Source organism: Paenibacillus sp. 481, from assembly GCF_021223605.1.
GTDB lineage: Bacteria > Bacillota > Bacilli > Paenibacillales > Paenibacillaceae > Paenibacillus_B.
In genome coordinates, this window is the sequence record NZ_CP075175.1 from 5,088,031 (window position 1) to 5,106,895 (window position 18,865).

13 protein-coding genes and 3 pseudogenes are annotated in these 18,865 nt (G+C 46.5%); 15 read left to right on the forward strand and 1 reads right to left on the reverse strand.

Annotated elements, in window-relative coordinates; all coding sequences use genetic code 11:
* The first annotated feature begins 110 nt into the window (after positions 1–110).
* The 8 genes and pseudogenes from KIK04_RS22005 to KIK04_RS22035 all read left to right on the forward strand — a co-directional run bounded on the left by KIK04_RS22005 (position 111) and on the right by KIK04_RS22035 (position 9,845).
* Positions 111–2,618: a heavy metal translocating P-type ATPase gene (locus KIK04_RS22005; protein ID WP_442951192.1), complete on the forward strand. Its 2,508-nt coding sequence runs from the start codon at positions 111–113 to the stop codon at positions 2,616–2,618.
* A gap of 249 nt (positions 2,619–2,867) precedes the next feature.
* Positions 2,868–4,964 (forward strand): sigma-70 family RNA polymerase sigma factor, encoded by a 2,097-nt coding sequence (locus tag KIK04_RS22010; RefSeq protein WP_232275818.1) that lies wholly within the window; start codon positions 2,868–2,870, stop codon positions 4,962–4,964.
* Between the two features lie 254 nt (positions 4,965–5,218).
* Positions 5,219–5,494, forward strand: a pseudogene (locus KIK04_RS22015) (methylated-DNA--[protein]-cysteine S-methyltransferase); the annotation flags it as partial.
* A 67-nt stretch (positions 5,495–5,561) separates the two neighbouring features.
* Positions 5,562–5,687: pseudogene (locus KIK04_RS24275) on the forward strand (MFS transporter); the annotation flags it as partial.
* Positions 5,671–5,922 (forward strand): annotated as a pseudogene (locus KIK04_RS22020) (ATP-grasp domain-containing protein); the annotation flags it as partial. The pseudogenes KIK04_RS24275 and KIK04_RS22020, both read left to right, overlap by 17 nt.
* Before the next feature lie 266 nt (positions 5,923–6,188).
* Entirely contained in the window at positions 6,189–8,630 is a 2,442-nt protein-coding gene (gene nirB / locus KIK04_RS22025) for a nitrite reductase large subunit NirB (protein ID WP_232275820.1), read from the forward strand.
* A gap of 33 nt (positions 8,631–8,663) precedes the next feature.
* Positions 8,664–9,002 carry a nitrite reductase small subunit NirD gene (gene nirD / locus KIK04_RS22030; RefSeq protein ID WP_232275822.1) on the forward strand — a complete coding sequence of 113 codons (339 nt, stop codon included), beginning with the start codon at positions 8,664–8,666 and terminating at the stop codon, positions 9,000–9,002.
* A gap of 63 nt (positions 9,003–9,065) precedes the next feature.
* Positions 9,066–9,845: a formate/nitrite transporter family protein gene (locus tag KIK04_RS22035; protein WP_232275823.1), complete on the forward strand. Its 780-nt coding sequence runs from the start codon at positions 9,066–9,068 to the stop codon at positions 9,843–9,845.
* A 263-nt stretch (positions 9,846–10,108) separates the two neighbouring features.
* On the opposite strand, the gene KIK04_RS22040 is transcribed toward KIK04_RS22035, so the two are convergent.
* Positions 10,109–10,894 carry an alpha/beta fold hydrolase gene (locus tag KIK04_RS22040; RefSeq protein ID WP_232275825.1) on the reverse strand — a complete coding sequence of 262 codons (786 nt, stop codon included), beginning with the start codon at positions 10,892–10,894 and terminating at the stop codon, positions 10,109–10,111.
* 496 nt (positions 10,895–11,390) lie between these two features.
* Here KIK04_RS22040 and KIK04_RS22045 point away from each other — a divergent pair, with 496 nt between their 5' ends.
* The 7 genes from KIK04_RS22045 to KIK04_RS22075 all read left to right on the forward strand — a co-directional run bounded on the left by KIK04_RS22045 (position 11,391) and on the right by KIK04_RS22075 (position 18,861).
* On the forward strand, positions 11,391–12,317 hold the full coding sequence (locus tag KIK04_RS22045) for a tyrosine-type recombinase/integrase (RefSeq protein ID WP_232275826.1): 927 nt from the start codon (positions 11,391–11,393) through the stop codon (positions 12,315–12,317).
* A gap of 211 nt (positions 12,318–12,528) precedes the next feature.
* Positions 12,529–15,123 (forward strand): flippase-like domain-containing protein, encoded by a 2,595-nt coding sequence (locus KIK04_RS22050; protein ID WP_232275827.1) that lies wholly within the window; start codon positions 12,529–12,531, stop codon positions 15,121–15,123.
* Between the two features lie 108 nt (positions 15,124–15,231).
* Positions 15,232–15,615: a CidA/LrgA family protein gene (locus KIK04_RS22055; protein WP_232275829.1), complete on the forward strand. Its 384-nt coding sequence runs from the start codon at positions 15,232–15,234 to the stop codon at positions 15,613–15,615.
* The gene (locus KIK04_RS22060) at positions 15,612–16,304 is read left to right on the forward strand and encodes an LrgB family protein (RefSeq protein ID WP_232275830.1); all 693 of its coding nucleotides are present in this window, start codon (positions 15,612–15,614) and stop codon (positions 16,302–16,304) included. Before KIK04_RS22055 ends, KIK04_RS22060 begins: the two co-directional genes overlap by 4 nt.
* A gap of 23 nt (positions 16,305–16,327) precedes the next feature.
* Entirely contained in the window at positions 16,328–16,921 is a 594-nt protein-coding gene (locus tag KIK04_RS22065) for a TetR/AcrR family transcriptional regulator (protein ID WP_232278858.1), read from the forward strand.
* A gap of 230 nt (positions 16,922–17,151) precedes the next feature.
* The gene (locus KIK04_RS22070) at positions 17,152–17,784 is read left to right on the forward strand and encodes a DUF2306 domain-containing protein (RefSeq protein WP_232275832.1); all 633 of its coding nucleotides are present in this window, start codon (positions 17,152–17,154) and stop codon (positions 17,782–17,784) included.
* Positions 17,785–17,967: 183 nt separating this feature from the next.
* Entirely contained in the window at positions 17,968–18,861 is an 894-nt protein-coding gene (locus KIK04_RS22075) for an alpha/beta fold hydrolase (RefSeq protein WP_232275834.1), read from the forward strand.
* Positions 18,862–18,865 lie beyond the last annotated feature (4 nt).

Consider the following 18,865-nt stretch of genomic DNA (forward strand, 5'->3'; position numbering starts at 1 on the left):
CTTGATCTTAACCATCTGAACCAAAGGAGAGACATCCCGTGAAAGAGACGCAAACAGGCTCAACAGCTCTCAAAAAGAAAGTGTCTAAAAAGAACTTCAATGTCGCTGTGATTCAAACGAAGCCAGCTCACGAAGCAAATGGTTCGTGTTGCGCGGATGACGAATGTGGTAGTACTGTCAACATCGAAACGAAGCAACATACGTCTTGCTGCAGCGATAAAAATGATTGCAACTCTGCCCCTAGTCAAGGTCAGGCGGAGGAACGTGTCGCTTCAGGCTTTCAAGCAAGCTTCCGAATTCACGGAATGGATTGCCCCGCTTGTGGGATTACAATCGAAAAGAGCCTAAAACAATTGGATCATATCCAACAAGTTGTAGTCAATTACAACACGGCCAAAATGCAAATCGTATCCACAGATCCGACTGCGTTGGAACAGATTCCTGTAGCTTTGAAGAAGCTAGGTTTTACAGCCGAAACGATAGATACAGATAAAAATAAAAGAACGTATCTTATCGAGGGAATGGATTGCAGTTCCTGTGCGTTAACACTTGAAAATCATTTAAAGAGTCAACCTGCTGTTACATCAATCAAAGTGAATTTTTCGACAGGGAAAATGCATATCGTACATGACAACGATGTGCAAACGATTATGGATGAAGTCGCTAAAGTGGGGTTCACTGCAACTTTGGCAACCAGGCAGCGCGAGCAAGGCGGACAGGCTGGACAAGGTGGACAGCGTCCGCAGAATAAGGGAAAAGTAGATTTGTCGCTAACGATCTTTTCCGGAGCGATGCTTGCTCTGGGCTTTATCGGTACTTTAACTGACGTGTCTTCGAACATAAGCACGGCTCTCTTCATTTTAGCGATGATTACGGGCGGATATAAACCAGCTAAAAGCGCTTTTTACGCGATTAAAAGCCGTTCATTAGATATGAACGTGTTGATGAGCATAGCAGCTATCGGAGCGGGATTAATTGGAGAATGGCTTGAAGGAGCTACTGTCGTGTGGCTGTTTGCCATCGGAAATGCGCTACAAACTCGCGCCATTGAAAAAACGAGGAATTCGATCCGCGGGCTAATGGATCTGACTCCGTCGGAAGCGTGGCTTAAAAGTGGCGAGACGATCTCGCGCACACCAGTTGAAGAAATCGCTGTTGGACAAATTATTATTATTAAACCGGGCGAAAAAATCCCATTGGACGGCGATATTGTAGTAGGAGTTTCCAGCGTGAATCAGGCTCCGATAACGGGTGAATCTGTACCCGTGGATAAAGAGCCGGGGGATGTAGTGTACGCAGGGACGATTAATGAAAGCGGCTCGCTAGAAGTTAAAGTGACCAAGTTAGTCGAGGACACGACCGTAGCTAAAATTATTCATTTGGTGGAAGAAGCACAGGAGAAGAAGGCGCCGACTCAAGCGTTTATCGACCGTTTCGCGCACATTTACACCCCGATTGTGTTTGCTGTAGCGATGGCGATGATTGTGTTTCCGCCGTTGTTTGGTTGGGGGACATGGGCGGAGTGGTATTATAAGGGCTTAGAACTGCTTGTCGTTGCTTGCCCGTGTGCATTGGTCATTTCCACCCCAGTTGCTATCGTTTCAGCGATTGGTAATGCAGCAAAAAATGGTGTACTTATAAAAGGCGGGGCGTTCTTGGAAATAGCCGGAGCGGTTAATGCCATTGCTTTTGATAAGACAGGTACGTTAACTGAAGGAAAACCTAAGGTGTCCCATATCGAAACTTGGGGTGAATCGAAAGAAAGCATTCTTTCGATTGCACGCACGATCGAGGAACATTCTAAGCATCCCATTGCTCAAGCGATCCTATCGTACGCCGCGGCGCAACATATCGCTCCTCGGAAAGGGGAGTCGTTTCAGACTATTGTGGGCAAAGGCGCCCAAGCGACAATCGAAGGAACGGACTATTTTGCTGGTAATTTGAAACTGTTTCAAGACATGAACGTGCCACTCAACAACATTACAAATTATGCACGCGAATTGCAACAAGAGGGTAATACGCTCGTCTTAATAGGTACACGTCATCACGTACTTGGCTTAATTGCAGTAGCGGATGCGATTCGCCCTGCGACGTTGGGTACGATCTCTAAATTAAAAGACGCTGGCATTCAGCAAGTCGTCATGCTTACAGGGGATAATGAAGGCGCAGCTCGAAAAATATCCACTCAATCTGGGATCGATCGTTACTTTGCCGATTTACTTCCGGAAAACAAAGTGGAGGCCGTCAAAAAAATGCAACAGGAAGGCTACAAAATCGCTATGGTTGGTGACGGAATCAACGATGCACCTGCTCTGGCAACAGCGGATCTTGGCATTGCAATGGGTGGTGCCGGAACAGATACGGCGATGGAAACAGCAGATATTGTCCTCATGGCGGATAATTTAGAAAAGCTCCCTCATACGGTTGAGTTGAGCCGAAAAGCACTACGTATTATTAAACAAAATATTTGGTTTTCCATTGCGGTGAAACTTGTTGCACTCATGCTCATTTTTCCAGGCTGGCTTACGTTGTGGCTCGCGGTGTTAAGTGATACAGGTGCTGCAATTCTTGTCATTTTAAATAGTATGCGATTGTTGAAAATGAAATCGGATAGTTAATTCGTATATGCTTACCAAATAGACGGATGAATAAAAGTTATGCAGCCAGCGCGTGTCGATACTTACTCGGCGCGCGTTGTTTGCGTTTATTTTTAATTGTACATCTCTTGTTAGCTATGCAACGGGCGGAGAAGCCTGCATTCTTACATCTTTCTTCTGGGTCGGGAAGGCTAGCCAACATATTTTTATGAAACGATTGAAACCAAAGTGCACTTTCGCTAGTCTAAAAGATGTACAGGGGGGAGCGACATGAATCAAAACGATCGAGTCCGAGCAGCTCAGGCGGGAAATCGCGCTGCGTTTCTCGCTTTGATCGAAGCACAGCAGGACCGAATGTACCGTATAGCTTATTATTACGTACGTCAAAAAATTGATGCGGAGGATGTCGTCCACGAAGCCATTTACAAAGCGCTGTCCGGACTGCCGAAGCTAAAACAGCCGCAGTATTTCACGACTTGGCTGACCCGCATTGTTATTAACTGCGCGTTGACTGCACTGCACAAGCGTCAGCGGCTGGTGCTAGACGATTGCCGTGCCGCTGAGCTTCAGCAAGCTTCCATGCCGCGAACCGACGACCGCCTTGATCTGCTCGAGGCGGTTAGGCAACTGGACACTAATCAAAGACAAGTGATCGCGTTCAAATATTGGCATGATATGACGATCGAGGAGATTGCACGCTTACTCCGTATGCCATCCGGTACAATTAAAACGATTTTACATAGGGGGTTGAAGTCGTTGCGTCAACATTATGCGAACGCCGAGAAATCGACACGCTCGGAACAGAACGTGCTCTGTGAAGCTACGGACGTATCCGAACAAGAGCGATTGCAGCAAAAGCTGGCTGAGTTGAAGCAGCGAAGTGAGGAGCTCTTTGATATTCCACAATCGTATGAACTAACGATTGAAGACTATCATGAAGACAAACGAGAAGGCGGAAGAGCGGTACTCGTGTGGACGAAAGTCGGAGAGGACCCATTGTGGGACAAACCTGGCAAAGATACGAGTATATCTGTAGAGTTAAGCGATCAAGGGGATTTGCTCAAATACACGATCGACGTGGAGGAAGCTGCCGGTGACTTGCCAGAGTTATCAATCAATGAATTGCGCATGGAGGCCGAGACATTTATTCGCGATCACTATCCTACCGCGCTGAAGCACTTTGATTTAACACGTATCAAGACAAGTGGTTCAATGACGACATTTTGTTATGAGCAGGTTGTTATGGAATTGCCGCTTCCATTATCGGGTGTTCGAGTGGCTGTTCACCGGAGTGGGTTGGTTAGTCATTTCATTTATTTCGGACGACAGACAAAGCCTAAGACTCCGGAGGCCTTGGTTGCAAAGGAACTGCTTATGCAGCATATTGCGAGTACCGTGAGGCTGAACCTGCAATTAGCTTACGTGAATAAAGAAGTTTGTGATGTAGAGAACAATGAGCTGCGGATCGTATACGAGCCGGACAATCTGTGGATGAAATTTCGCGCCGATGATAAAGAAGAGGCGATTAGTAGAGACGATGAAGCGGAAGAAGCGGCAGAGCAAGCCGTGTGGCTGTCGCTTCCGATACTGCCGGAGGAGGCAGCTATCCGTACCATCCGTACAGTGGAGGATGTTCTGGAAGTGCTTGTAAACGATCCTGAGCAGTATGCACTTTTGCGGGAAGTCGATATGGACGGTCAAATTTCCGGCGTCGTGTGGCGACGGGGCGATTGGAGTTCTGAGAATGCTCAGAATCCTAAGAATCCTAAGAATCCTAAGGACCGTTCGCTAGATGCTTTTTTACGTGAGCGATCGCAAGACACCGTGAAGGCGAAAATCGATTTAGCAAGCCGTAGTTTGGTGTCGTTTATGCGCTTTGAAGACCGCTTGTCAGGTGGAATACGACTATCTCGAGACGAATGTCAGGACATCGCACTTCGACTGTTGGTCCGTGCGCGCCCTAGACTGATTCCGTATTTACAGCTACGGCAGCAGGAGGAAGCGAAAGATTCTGATATCGAACAATTCGAGTTCCGCATAGGCAAGCAAAATGTCTGGCTCGGAATGGATCATATTCGAATTTTCGTCAACAAAACGACGGGGCGTCTCGAACGTATGGACGGTCCATTTATTGATCCGGCTCAGTTGGAAGCTGTCCAATCGACGACGCTCGTAGATGAGCGAAAGGCATGTCAAGTATACTCAGATGCACTTGATCTGAAACTAGAATGGCAGATTGATTATTCGAGACGAAGCAAAAAACGTCGCTACCGACTCATGTATCGACAGGTGCATAGGGATCGTCAGATGGAGATACGTTTTGTTGACGCACACACCGGAAAGTTGATTTGTTCACGGAACCATTAAACACATTCGACTTTAAAAAAATCTCGTATCGTGATTGCACGAAGCTGTGGGAATCGGCTCATATAGCGAAAATGCTGAAGTGAAAATGGGTGGGGGCGATCCTCGCCCTTTTTCATGTTATTAATCGTTAGATTGTTCAACTTCTCCAATCATGTGAATCTGACTACGTATGATTACATAACAACTCGTCATTGTAATTTCGTTATCTTGCTGTTACATTCCAAAATGCGTACAACAACTTGTTTTTCAATCGGTTCACCAGCCCAATCTTTTATCACGGCATACCTTTTCAGGAAGCCGTATGGAAGGCACTATGTGATATTCCGTATGGTCAAGCCAGGTCCTACTCGGATATTGCTCGACAAATTCAAAAACCGACTGCGGTTCGGGCAATAGGGAGGGCCATTGGAGCCAATCCGATCCTGATTACGGTTCCATGCCATCGTGTTATCGATAAAAATGGATCGCTGACGGGTTATCGCGGCGGAATGGACATGAAAACGCAACTGTTGGAACTTGAACAAGGCTAGGTTTCGTCTGAGCTTACTTACATCGTAAAATTGGTCATCTATAAATGTGAATTAATGGAGGTGTAATATGGAAAATAAAAAATATTATAATTTTTACAAACTTTGGCTAGGGCAGTCTATAAGTTTATTAGGTACCCAGTTTACAATAGTAGCTTTGCCTCTGTTTGCATTAGAGGTGCTTAAAAGAAATCAAGTATAAAGGGCTAGCTAACATATCCAAGGTCGTTTTAGTTGATCGATTAGTAAAAGAAGGCGACACGATACCAACTATTGTAGACGGTACTGGGCGCAAAGGATATATAGTGTTTACGGCTAATGATATAAAACATTTGCACGAAGTTGCAGATAAAATATGCGACAATATAACGTTTGTTTATGAGGATTTGTCAGAATGGAAACCTTCATTTAACAAAATATTTAAAAAGTAGCCGAATTCATAGAACCACTGGACTTTGTGTCTGGTGGTTTTTATTCGAAATGCTGGCGGTACCCTACTAGCGAGTTCCCAATTGTACGGTACATCCATCTTTTAGCTATCGTGTACAAGCTGCGCGTGATTTAGCTTTCGATTCACTTGCATTTTCGTAAAGCGTGATCAAAATAATGTGAAGTTTATCACAAACGTTTCGGCCATTTCCCTGTAAACTTTACTTATCGACATACAAACTTGAGATCTATCGAGGAGGCTCCCAACATGACGCCTAATAAAGAAAAGCTTGTAGTCATTGGTAACGGAATGGCTGGCATCAGTACCGTGGAACAAATATTGAAACTGACTTCGCGTTTCGATATTACCGTATTTGGCAACGAGCCTCATCCTAACTATAACCGCATTTTGCTGTCCTACGTGTTAGATGGCAGCAAAACGATCGACGATATTGTATTGAATGGATGGGATTGGTACAAAGAGAACGGCATTACGCTACATACCGAGATGTCAGTATCTCATATTGACGAAACGAATCAAGAAATAGTGACGGACAGCGGAAAGCGCGTGTGTTACGATAAAGCCATTATTGCAACAGGGTCGAATCCGTTTATGTTGCCCATACCTGGCAGTAAGAAACAAGGCGTTATCGGCTTTAGGGACATTTCCGACTGCCAGCAGATGTTGAAAGCGGCCAAAACGTACAAGAAAGCAGCCGTTATTGGCGGAGGGCTGCTGGGGCTGGAAGCAGCTAAAGGTTTGGTACATCTCGGGATGAGCGTAACCGTAGTCCATCTGATGGAAGATTTGATGGAGCGTCAGCTCGATCATCAGGCAGCGTTGATGCTAAAGGCTGAGCTGGAGAGCCAAGGCATCCAATTTGCGATGGGCAAGCAAACGGTCGAACTGCTCGGAGACGAGCGTGTTTCCGGTCTAAGATTCGCGGACGGGACGATGCTGGAAGCCGAGTTCGTCGTTATGGCCGTAGGCATTAAGCCGAATGTCGCCGTTGCGTTAGGTAGCGGGATCGAAACGAATCGCGGCATACTTGTGAACGACTACATGCAAACTTCAATGCCAGAAGTCTATGCGGTTGGAGAATGCAACGAACACCGCGGTGTCTGCTATGGGCTCGTTGCTCCGCTTTTTGAGCAGGGGATGGTACTGGCAAAACATTTGTGCGGTGTAGATACGCTCCCCTATGAAGGCTCCGTCTTATCGACGAAGCTGAAAATATCGGGCGTGGACGTTTTTTCAACAGGCGAATTCATCGAGGGACCGGATCATGTTGTCATTGCTCACAAGGATGAATGGAAGCGGACGTACAAAAAAATATTGCTGAAAGACGATGTGATGGTAGGCGCGGTGTTGTTCGGGGACATCACCGATTCCGCTCAATTGCAAAAGCTCATTAAGCAAAAAACAGTCATGACCGACGAAATTTATAGTTTCTTGATGGGTACTGGCTGCTGCGGCAGTGGAGCCAAAAATTCAGCTTCCGTAGAAGCGATGGCCGACGAAGAAATTGTGTGCGGCTGCAACGGTGTGACCAAGAAGAACATCGTGGATGCGGTTGCCGAAAAAGGATTTTCGACGCTGGATGAAATCAAAGTGTACACAGGTGCAACGCGTTCCTGTGGGGGCTGTAAACCTGTTGTCGAGCAAATACTGCAATACGTTCTAGGCGATGGGTTTAAAGCCACCATCAAACAAGGCATTTGTGGCTGCACAACGCTTAGCCGCGACGAGATTGTGGCTGAGATCAAAGCGAAAGGGCTAACATCGACCAAGGAAGTGATGAACGTACTGGATTGGAGCCAACCGGAAGGCTGCTCCAAGTGCCGTCCCGCGCTGAATTACTATTTGGGCATGCTCTATCCGGACACCTATGAAGACGAGAAACAATCGCGTTTCGTGAACGAACGTTTGAACGCGAATATCCAGAAGGACGGAACGTATACGATCATTCCGCGGATGTATGGCGGCGTCACTACGCCGGAAGATTTGAAAAAGCTCGTTGACGTTTCGCTAAAATACGATGTGAAGTGCGTAAAAGTGACGGGCGGGCAGCGGATTGGCCTTATGGGATTGAAAAAAGAGGACGTTCCAAAAGTATGGGAAGAGCTGGATATGCCGTCCGGCTATGCATATGCCAAATCGCTTCGGACCGTCAAAACGTGCGTCGGCTCGACATTTTGTCGCTTCGGCACTCAGGATTCGATGGGTATGGGTGAATTGCTGGAGCGCAAGTTTGAACGTCTCGATTTGCCGGCAAAATTCAAATACGCAGTCAACGGCTGCCCGCGAAACTGCGCCGAAGCATGCACCAAAGATATTGGCATTGTCGGCAATGACGGTGGTTGGGAAATATTTATCGGTGGCAACGGTGGCATTAAAGCGCGCTTGGCAGATTTACTGTGCAAAGTGAAAACGGATCAGGAGTTGATCGATCTTTGTGCGGCAATTATGCAGCATTACAGAGAGACAGGAAACTATTTGGAACGGACATCGGAATGGGTGGAGCGCATGGGAGTGGATGCGATTCGCAAGGCAGTTGTTGACGATGTGGACAACCGTAAAGCATTGGTGGAACGTATCGAGTTTGCTTTGCAGCAGGTTGAAGAACCGTGGAGGAAACTGCTGAACGACAAGGATACGTGTACGGCTCTGTTCCAAAGATTGGCGCCTGCTGCCCAATCCATCAACTAAGTTTTTTCGTAAATAGGGAAGGGGGACGAATGCATGAAAGAGCAGGGTGTTTTTTATCCGATAGGGACACTTGACCAGTTCTTGCCGCAGATGGGGCGCACAGTAGAATGGAATGGATGGGAGGTCGCTGTTTTTCGTACTTCAACCGATAAGGTGTATGCTTTGGAAAATCGCAACCCGCATCCGAAAGGTGGGCCGCTTGTTGAAGGAATCGTTGCGGGATGCTACATATACGATCCGCTTTATGATTGGAAGATCGATCTAACGACAGGACTCGTCCAATCTCCTGATGAGGGGCAAGTTCTTTCGTTCCCGTTAAAGGTAGAGGGAGGCCGCGTTTACATCGCTGCGCCCGCAATCCACTCGGTATAAATGTTGAGCCATGTATTTCAGGCGAATTCTAATCCATCGAAGTGTATCCGGGAGGACTGATCTATGTTTACGTCAAGCGTTGAAACGACGATAGAAGCGGCTGTTAAAAAGAAAGAGAAGATGAACAAAAGCACTGCGCGCTATGCGGTGTCTGCTTTGCTGGCGGGGGCCTATGTGGGACTCGGCATTATCCTGATTTACTCGATAGGGGCGCCGCTTGCAGCAATAAAATCCCCGTTTCAGCCGATGCTCATGGGGATGTCCTTCGGACTGGCGCTGACGCTTGTTGTCTTCGCAGGCTCGGAGTTGTTTACGGGAAATAATATGTTTTTTACCATGAGCACGTTGGCCCGCAGAACAACAGTAGCCGATACGTTGAAAAACTGGGTGATCGTGTTCGTCGGCAACTTGGCTGGCGCCGTATTGCTCAGCTTGCTAATCGTGGGTACAGGCCTATTCAAAGAAGCAGGGCCAGATCACCTGCTCTTCACCGCTGCCGCCAAAAAAATGGAGCTGCCGTTCGTTGAATTGTTTTTCCGCGGCATTTTGTGCAACTGGCTCGTATGCTTGGCCCTATGGATGGCAGCCAGAGCGAAGGAAGACATCGCCAAGATCGTACTTATCTGGTGGTGCTTGTATGCATTTATCGCCAGCGGCTATGAACACAGCGTAGCGAATATGACGCTGCTCAGCTTAGCTTACCTGCTCCCGCAGCATCCAGAATCAATCACACTTGCTGGCTGGTTTCAGAACATGATACCTGTCACGCTTGGGAACATCGTTGGCGGTGGAGTATTCGTTGCTTTAGCGTATTGGTTTATATCACCAGTACGAAGCAAGTGATACATAATATATATTATGTAAACATAGTGCCTGCAACTAGGAATTATGCTTACAAATTTTAGAATGGGTTGCTTCACTATGGAGCAACCCATTCTTTTGTTAAACACAAACAACTGGGATGGTCTCATGTCGTACGAACACTTTTGGGACAGCCCTTTCTACTTAGGGACCAATATTAGAGTGATGAGAAACCACTTTGTAGCTGTTCGCCATAAAGGGTTCGTTGTATGCCCAGTCACAATCGGGTTTCCGGCTGTTTCGGTCTAGGCGGGCAGAAAACGAGCCAATCGCTCGATGATCCGATCATGTGCTTGCAAAAATACTCCATGTCCAGCGTCCGGCACCATTAAGAGCTGGGCATCCGGGATGCGTTGAGCCAAAATTTCTGCGTGGGCGGGGGTGAAGATCCAGTCCGCTTCTCCGTGAATGACCAGCGTTGGAACGGAGATGGTAGGCAAACGGTCATAAGAATCGAAGCTTTGATAGGCAGCGTTATGAATGGATGCGGTTCGCTGCTCGACGGGATAAGTCTGCATGAGCTTCGCCAATTGTTCCATCAATGCTGGGTTATCTCGAATGAACAACTCCGGGAACAGAAGACGTAGCGAATCTTGAGGAGAATTAAGGACGAATTCACCATTTATCAGCTCGAGCATCTGTGAAGAAAGCGCGGCGCGCGTTACGCCAGAAGTCGTGCACACCAGCACCAGCTTTTCCACGCGATCCGGGCTCTGAAGCGCGACCTCTTGAGCGATCATACCTCCCATCGATTGGCCGAGTACGTAGGCTTTCTCTATTTGCAGCTCATTCATTAACCCCACGACATCCGTAGCCATGTCCGCAATCCCGTACTCCTCCGCCGGATGTCCGCTGCGTCCCGAACCCCGGTTGTCCAGCATAATGAAGCGGTACCTGTCCGCCAGCGCGCTTCTCGTTGCTGGATGCCACCAATCCAGATTGCTGTCCTTTCCTTGAATGCCGATCAAAGGAAAGCCTTTTCCTTCGGTTTCATAATAAATCGATATGCCGTTTGACGTAAATATCGCCATCCGATCTCCTCCATCCCGCTGTTTTTTAACGATTATCGCCTGACTGCATGCATGTAACTATAATAACGAAATCACTTCCGAAAGGAAACACGCAAAAAAGTTCAACCGGGAAAAAGATCATTCGGGATCAGATGCGGTACATCTGTAGTCGGAAGGGTCAAATGTGCTAGTTAGCTTTTTAAAATTTGAACTGACTTTCTGGAAATAGGGATGTATTTACTTTTTTTAAAAAAACAATGATTGTGTCGCAAATTTCCGTATGGAACAACTTTTTTGTCGCTCTACAACGTGACTGTAGACGCGACACATTTTTTGTTTGGACTTCTAATCAATAACTGCATATAATATTCATTATACGCAGTTATTTGGGGCTGTTTTTAGGCTGTCATAACACGATGAAAAAGCGGTTAAAATGCCGTAACCACGCGGCTTATGAGCGATAAATAGATATAAGGATTCGATTACATAACAAAATCGCCTGAAGGGGGATAATAGAATGAATTACGCACTTGAGAGTGAGTTGGAACTCTATGAAGAGCCGATAGAAGCATTTCGCCTTTGGATGACGAATGCGGGATATACCTCTTATACGCAACGAAATTATATCGGGGACGTCTGTCAATTTTTGAGGACGTTAAATCAGAAGCCCGTGGAAGAGGTGAAAAAGTTTCACGTGCTTTCTTTTTTGGCAGGTGTAAAGTCGTCAGGGGTAAGTGATGCAACGCGAAACAGGAAACATTGTGCGTTAACAAGTTTTTACAAAGCACTTAATGAGTTGGAGTGGACGGATGTAAATCCGGCAGTCGGCGTAAAAAAGTCGAAGACGGAGACGAATCGTGCTCCGGTCTATTTGGAACCAGAGCAAGTGAGGACGCTGCTGACTAGTTCGGATGGCAAATACCGCAGCCGCAACATTGCGATTCTGATGCTCATGGCTTATGCGGGATTGCGGGTGGGCGAGGTTCATCGGCTAAGTTTATCCGACTACCATCGCGAGCGGCGCACGATTGAAGTACTAGGTAAAGGCCGCAAATGGCGGACCGTTCCGTTAGCTGAACCTGTAGCAGCGCAGCTAGAGCTGGCGATAGCTGACCGCTTAACGCCATGGCGGCCTGGTGAGGACGCGATGTTTATTTCGCAAAAGGGACGTCGTCTATCGGTGCGCAATATTCAGCTTATCGCCGAGCAAGCGTTCAGTACGCTGCAATCGCAAGATGAGCGCAATCGGTCTGGCCGCGGGCGGGCATATTCATGCCATAAGCTGCGCCACTCCTTTGCGACATTGTTGCTGCGCAGCGGAGCAGATATTCGCACCGTGCAAGAAATGCTCGGTCACTCGTCCATCCAGACAACAACCGTGTATACGCACGTTTCGGATAAGCAAAAAGAAGAGGCGGCGCAACGTTTACTGTCCTTTATGTAACGCGAAATATAACAAGGAGTGAAACAAGGAAAATGAAGCTTGAATTATATAGACATAATTAATATTATGTAAACTTAATTCCCCGGCCAGCCATTTCTATAAGCACCTATGCTAAATAAGTGCTAGCAACTTTTTCAACCATTACGCATAATGATTCCTTCCTCTTTGCACACTAAATGTATCCATGGCAAGAGGGAGGAGCGTGTTAGGCATGAATGCGTTGAAAATGAGACTGCAAGCATTATTGAAACATAGACCTCTCATCAAAGCCCTTAAAATTGTGATCCCAATTGCGGTCAGCATATTCGTCATTTACCAAGGGAAAAAAGAAATTTCCCGCTTCTCCATCAAAGAATCGCTGCAAGCGATACGTCTTATTTCAAATGAGTATTTTACGGCATTAATTGTGCTCGGCGCAGTGGCCGTGGCCACGATGTATTTTTACGATATGCTATTGCTCCGTTCGCTACATATTCCAGTCAAATTAGGGAAGACGTTTCGTGTCTCTTGGATCGCGAATACGTTTAATGGGATCGTCGGGTTTGGCGGTATAGCAGGTGTTGGTATTCGGGCGGGATTGTATCGAGAACTCGTCCCTGAGCCTAGTCGCTTACTCATCTCGCTTGCTTGGATGGCTCCCGCGATGATAAGCGGACTATCTTTATTAGGGCTGCTCGTCATCATCGGCTTATGCCCCGCTTACGTATTACTTCATATCAAAGGCTGGCTATGGGTCGTGCTAATCGGTGTAACGCTGTTTTTTCCAGCCTACTTAGCTTTTTCACACTGGAAGGGAAGACGCAGCGCCAATTGGCGCTTGACGTTCGGATATACGGTCGTTTCTTTTGTTGAATGGCTAGCCGCCGGCTCGGTGATGTACATCATTTTGCGCTTGCTGGATGCTCAAATTAGCTATGCTGCTGCCATTGGGATTTTTACAGTCAGTGCGATTGCGGGCATTATTAGTATGGTTCCTGGAGGATTCGGTACGTTTGATATCACCTTGTTACTCGGTGTTACCGCGATTGGAGTCCCTGATCAGATTGTATTTACAGCGCTGCTGCTGTATCGACTCGTGTATTACATCATTCCGTTCGCGCTCGGACTTATTTTTGCTGCCTTTGAATTTGGAGGCGTTGCCGTTAAGCGGTATGAGGCTCATCCTACATTAGGTGCGTATATTGAAACGGGCAGCATCATTTGGTTTATTCAACAGGCGATTTGGGAATCGTTAGCATCATGGTCGGTCGTCATCTTGTTGTTTATGACGTCTGTCTTTTTGTTCATTTATACGCTCTTTACCCCTGAATTGAAGCAAGTTGCCTTAACAGTTCACATATTAGGGCCAACCGTATACCCGTATGCAAATGGGATCGTGTTTGGCGGTGCGTTGCTCATTCTGTTGCAATTAAAAGGGTTGTTTGAGCGGACGATTCGTGCCTATTCCGTAACGTCTGCCGCCCTTATCCTGTGCGCGATTGCTACGTTTCTTATCGGAACGAGCGTGCGGCATACGTTATGGTTAGCTGGTATGTTGCTATTTCTATTTTTGCTGCGTAGGCAGTATACACGTTATCGGTACCCCTTGATGAAGGGGACTTTCATCGTCAGCATGGTTGCAATAGGAGCCATTATTTTCGTCTATACATGGATCGGCTACACGTTTGCTGCGCTTCATCGTACGGAGGAATATATCTCTTACACGCTTAGTGGCGCGCAATTTACAATCACGATCATTACAGGATTTATGATGGCGCTGCTATTGTTTGTAGTGGGGTATTTTCGATATGAGCGGCATAGTCTTGCTCGTTTTGGTATCGATTGGGAGCAAGGCAACCAAGGCAGCGATAGGCTGCTGTACACGGTTAGTGGTTGGATATACGACCATTCACCCAATAAGCGTCTCATTACCGTTCATCACGGAGAGGTTCAATTTCCGTGCATGTTAAGCGGACGCAAGGTTATTGTGTTGGATGTACCTTCTTTGCTGCTAGCTTCACAAGCGTTAAAAAAAGCACATGCAGCGTTGCAAGAACTGTACAAACAAGCGGATCAGCATGGGCTAGATGTGCTCTTTTTCCCAGTCGGGAGTAAGGCAATGCCGCTGCTGCACGACTATGGCAACGACTTTATTAGGGTCGGGGAGATCGCACGCATCGAGGTCGCTGCGGATAAATTGCGTCCACCGCTGTGTCGCTATGAGCTGCTGCCTTTTCCGCTGACCGCGGAATTCGTGCATGGACTAGAGCAGGTCGTTAGGCATTGGGCACATATTGCGCCTGCTTACAGCCAAACGTTGAAGCAATTGCTTTCTGTCCATAGCGATCAGTTGCAACTGATCGTCGTTCACAATGCGCATGAACGGTACGTTGCCTATGCAGTCGTGCATAAGGTGCATGATACGCTGCGCGCACAAGCTAAGCTGACGATCGAAGATGTGCATTGCGCGTATGAAGCCGGAACTCCTGAATATGCGACTGCCATGAGTCATCTTCGCGACTGTCTCATTTGGCGGGCAAAAACCGAGCGCTGCACGGAATTGGTCACAGGCTTGTTGCCGTTATCGCATGTGGGGACGTATGTAGCGCCGCACTTATGGTCGGAGCGGACAGCCATCGCTATCTTCCGCCGCGTGCGCGATCTGTACCCTTTAGACGGCCAGCGCAACTGGTGGGAAACGATGTTCAACACCAGCTGGGAGCCCCAATATATGTCCTTTCCGAAGCAACGACAATTGAATTGGACCGTATGGAAAGTGACGAAAATGCTACGCAAACTACGCAAAATAAGACGAACGAGTCCTTAGAAGCATCCGTTCCGGCATATACCACTTATAGGCGTATTTCAGCGTTAATGTTACAATAAATAAGGTAGCATATACGTATGAAATCATGAACAAAAAGGTGGTCTACCGATGATTGGCTTTGCCATCCTGCTGGGCTTTAACGTCTTAGGCGTTGGGCTGCACAACATGCTTCATATTCCACTTCCAGGCAACGTGATCGGTCTCATCTTATTTTTAATGGCACTCGGGCTTAAATGGATTAAATTAGAGTGGGTTGAACGGTCTGCTCAATTTTTAATGCAGCATATGCTGCTATTTTTTGTTCCGTATGTCGTTGGTGTGATCGCGTTTCTCCCGATATTGCAGACCCATTGGGTCAGTATCGGAATCACGTTAATTGGTAGCACGTTGCTTGTGTTATGGGTGACGGGGGTTGTCGCAAGTAAGCTGCAAGTGAATGTAAACCACACGAATGATGCCGTTAACTCTGTTCGAAAAGAGGGAGGCCTATGAATATGCTGCTAGCGTGGACACAAGATCCGCTGTTTGGCCTATCAGCTACTATCATCGTCTATGCACTTGCCCGCACTTTGCATGCGCGCTACAAATGGCTGCATCCGATTGTCTTTTGCGCGATTGTCCTGATTGGAATGCTTCAGATAGGGAATATTCCTCTTGAACATTACCAGAGCGGTGCGGACATCTTGTCACTCGTACTAGGTCCGGCGACTGTCGCACTGGGTGTCCCGATTTATAAGCATCGCCAGCTTATTCGCAGACAATTCAAAGCTATTATTGTGTCTATCACATGCGGTGCATTCGTCGCGATCATAAGCGTAGCCGCCCTGATGCTCAGTATGCATGGCTCTAAAGATGTCATTTTAAGCATGCTACCCAAGTCTGTAAGCTCGCCAATTGCCATCGAAATTGCAAAATCGCTCGGAACTTTGCCTGAGATGGCGGCCGTCTTCACGGTGCTTACAGGTGTGATGGGCGCGCTGTGTGGGTCTGCATTTTTGCGATGGACGGGCATTCGCGATGATATCTCGTTAGGGATTGCGATGGGCACGGCCGCGCACGGTGTCGGTACGGCTAAAGTTCTAGCTGATTCGGAGGTTCAGGGCACATTTAGTGGCTTGGCGATGGGGTTAACGGGAATCATGACATCCATTCTATTTACGCCGTTCTATTTTTGGTTGTAAGGAGAGGAGATTGCAGACTTGTGATGCGAAAAGGGGAGCAAACACGACAACATATCATTAAAAAGTCGGCTGAATTATTTAATCAAAAAGGATTTGCTGGCTGCTCTATGAATGACATTATGGATGCTACAGGCTTGAAAAAAGGCGGCATTTATCGTACATTTTCCAGTAAAGATGAACTTGCTATCGAAGCGTTGGATTACGCATTAGAACGGGTAGCTGAACGATTTACAGAAGCGCTTGGCGGCGCCAATACAGCCATCGACAAAATGATTGCGCTGTTTGACGTCTACCAGGATGTCGTTCATAATCCACCATTAGTAGGTGGCTGCCCGCTGCTCAATACCGCGGTTGAAAGCGACGATACACATCCCGAGCTGCGTAACAAAGCGCTACAATCCATGCATTTATTTTTAGCGGATATTCAAGACATTTTACAGCAAGGAATCGCGAATAAGGAATTAAAAGCTGAGATTGACGTCGTTTCTTTATCCTCGTTTATTGTATCTTTACTTGAGGGGAGCATTATGGCGAGCAAGCTTGCGATGAGCAATGAGCATATGGCGTACAGTAAGCAGCAATTAACTTATTTTCTACGTAGCTTACAACAAAACTAAGTAAGAAAGTGACTCTGTAGCGGCTAACAAGTTCAATCGGCGGAACAGCTGGATTGGTTGGATGAGCGCGCTACAGGGTCATTTTTTCACCAAAAAAGATACCGATCGGTCTCTTTTGTAGTATGATAGAGAAGAAGCGGACTCCATCTTCATTTGTTGCAAGTACTCAACAGTCCATACAATCAACAAAATGAGGATGAAAAATGATTCGTTAGGGGAGAAAGCAATCGTTGAAAAAAACAAGTTGGTTTAGCTGTATGCTCGTGTTTGTAATCTCTTTGATGTGGGTACTCCATACATTTTCTAAAAATGTGATAGTTGACCCGAACTTAACCGCATTTCTATCCACCAAAACGACGCCCATCGATGCGCAGCCGTGGCTACTCGCAGTTAAAATCCATATTGCCTTAGCCATGATTTCCATGCTGACGGGCCCGTTTGGCTTCGTAACACGTATTCGAACACAGCGGCCCCATATTCACCGACTAATAGGTAAAATGTACGTGCTATCCATTCTATTAAATGGGATACCTTCCTTCTATTTAGCCGCGTACGCTACAGGAGGTTGGGTCAGTACGGCCGGGTTTATTTGTTTAAATGCAGTGTGGCTTTACGCGACCTTTAAGGCTTATTTCACGATCAAAAATAGGCAGGTAGAGGCGCATCGCAGATGGATGATACGCAGCTTTGCGATCACATTAGCGAATTTGGAACTGTATGTGTTGAAGACCATTTTCAAAAGCGGGCTGGATATGAACGCTGATCTCGCATACACGATTGCAGTGTGGGCGAGTATTGCGGTTAGTTTATTCATCGCAGAGCTAGTCATCCTAACATCAAGATCAACGTTAAAAAAGCGATAAACAGTTATTAGTTTACATAATAAATATTATGAATACAAAAAAAGTGATTTCCCTTTTTTTACATATCATTCATGGCGTTACAACAAAGGTTAGGTATAATACAAAGTGGTAGATGAAATGTATGCCATTTTTCAAGAAGACCTTATGATCTGCTAGAAAATAGGATAAATGGGGGTAAAGAATATGATTGAAGAAATGATTATGCTAGATGGTGTCGGCATTCATGTGAAATATTCATTAAATAAGAAACCAGTTGTGTTATTTCTTCATTTTAGTGGCGGAAATTCGCGGATGTGGGATGGAATTATACCGCAATTCGAAGCCGACTATTGTATCATTGCTCCTGATTTTCGTGGGCATGGCCAATCCAATAAGCCCGAAAGTGGCTACCACATTGATGATATGGCCAATGATATATATAAGTTGTTGCAGCGTTTAAACGTATCACACTGTCATGTCGTAGGCAGCTCAATGGGTGCAGAGGTCGGTCTAAGTTTAGCCGCGTCACATCCAGAGCTGGTTCTCTCCCTTATCTGTGAAGGGGCTTTATATAATGAGTTTGGCGAACACGGGTTATTTAATGGAACAGAGGTACAGATTGAGCAGAGAAAGGAAACGTTGCGAGCTCAATTAGCCGAACGAGAAGAACGCATTTTCACAACAAAAGCAGCTTATATCGAAGAGGAGAAAGCAAAATTAGTAGAACAAGGTGTATGGAATGAATATTTCTTAGCCTTCTATGAAAATAACTTGCAACAAATGGAAGATGGTCGATTTACATACTGCTATTTAAACCGTGTTCGAACCGAATATATTCAAAAATATTGGGATGTGAAGTTTGAGCATTATTACAAAAAAGTACAGTGCCCGATATTATTTCTTCCGAGTGAGGATGAGTGGGAAAATGAGAGCATTAGAAATAGTCTAAAGATGTTCTCTAGTCTATTACGCGAATATGAAATTGAGCATATCAATCATGCGCTTCACGCTTATGTCTGGATGCAGCTTCCGTTGGCAGTAGGTGAGGTAGCGAAGCGATTTATACGTAAACAGGCTGAAAAAGGGGTTAACCGTTAGGGCT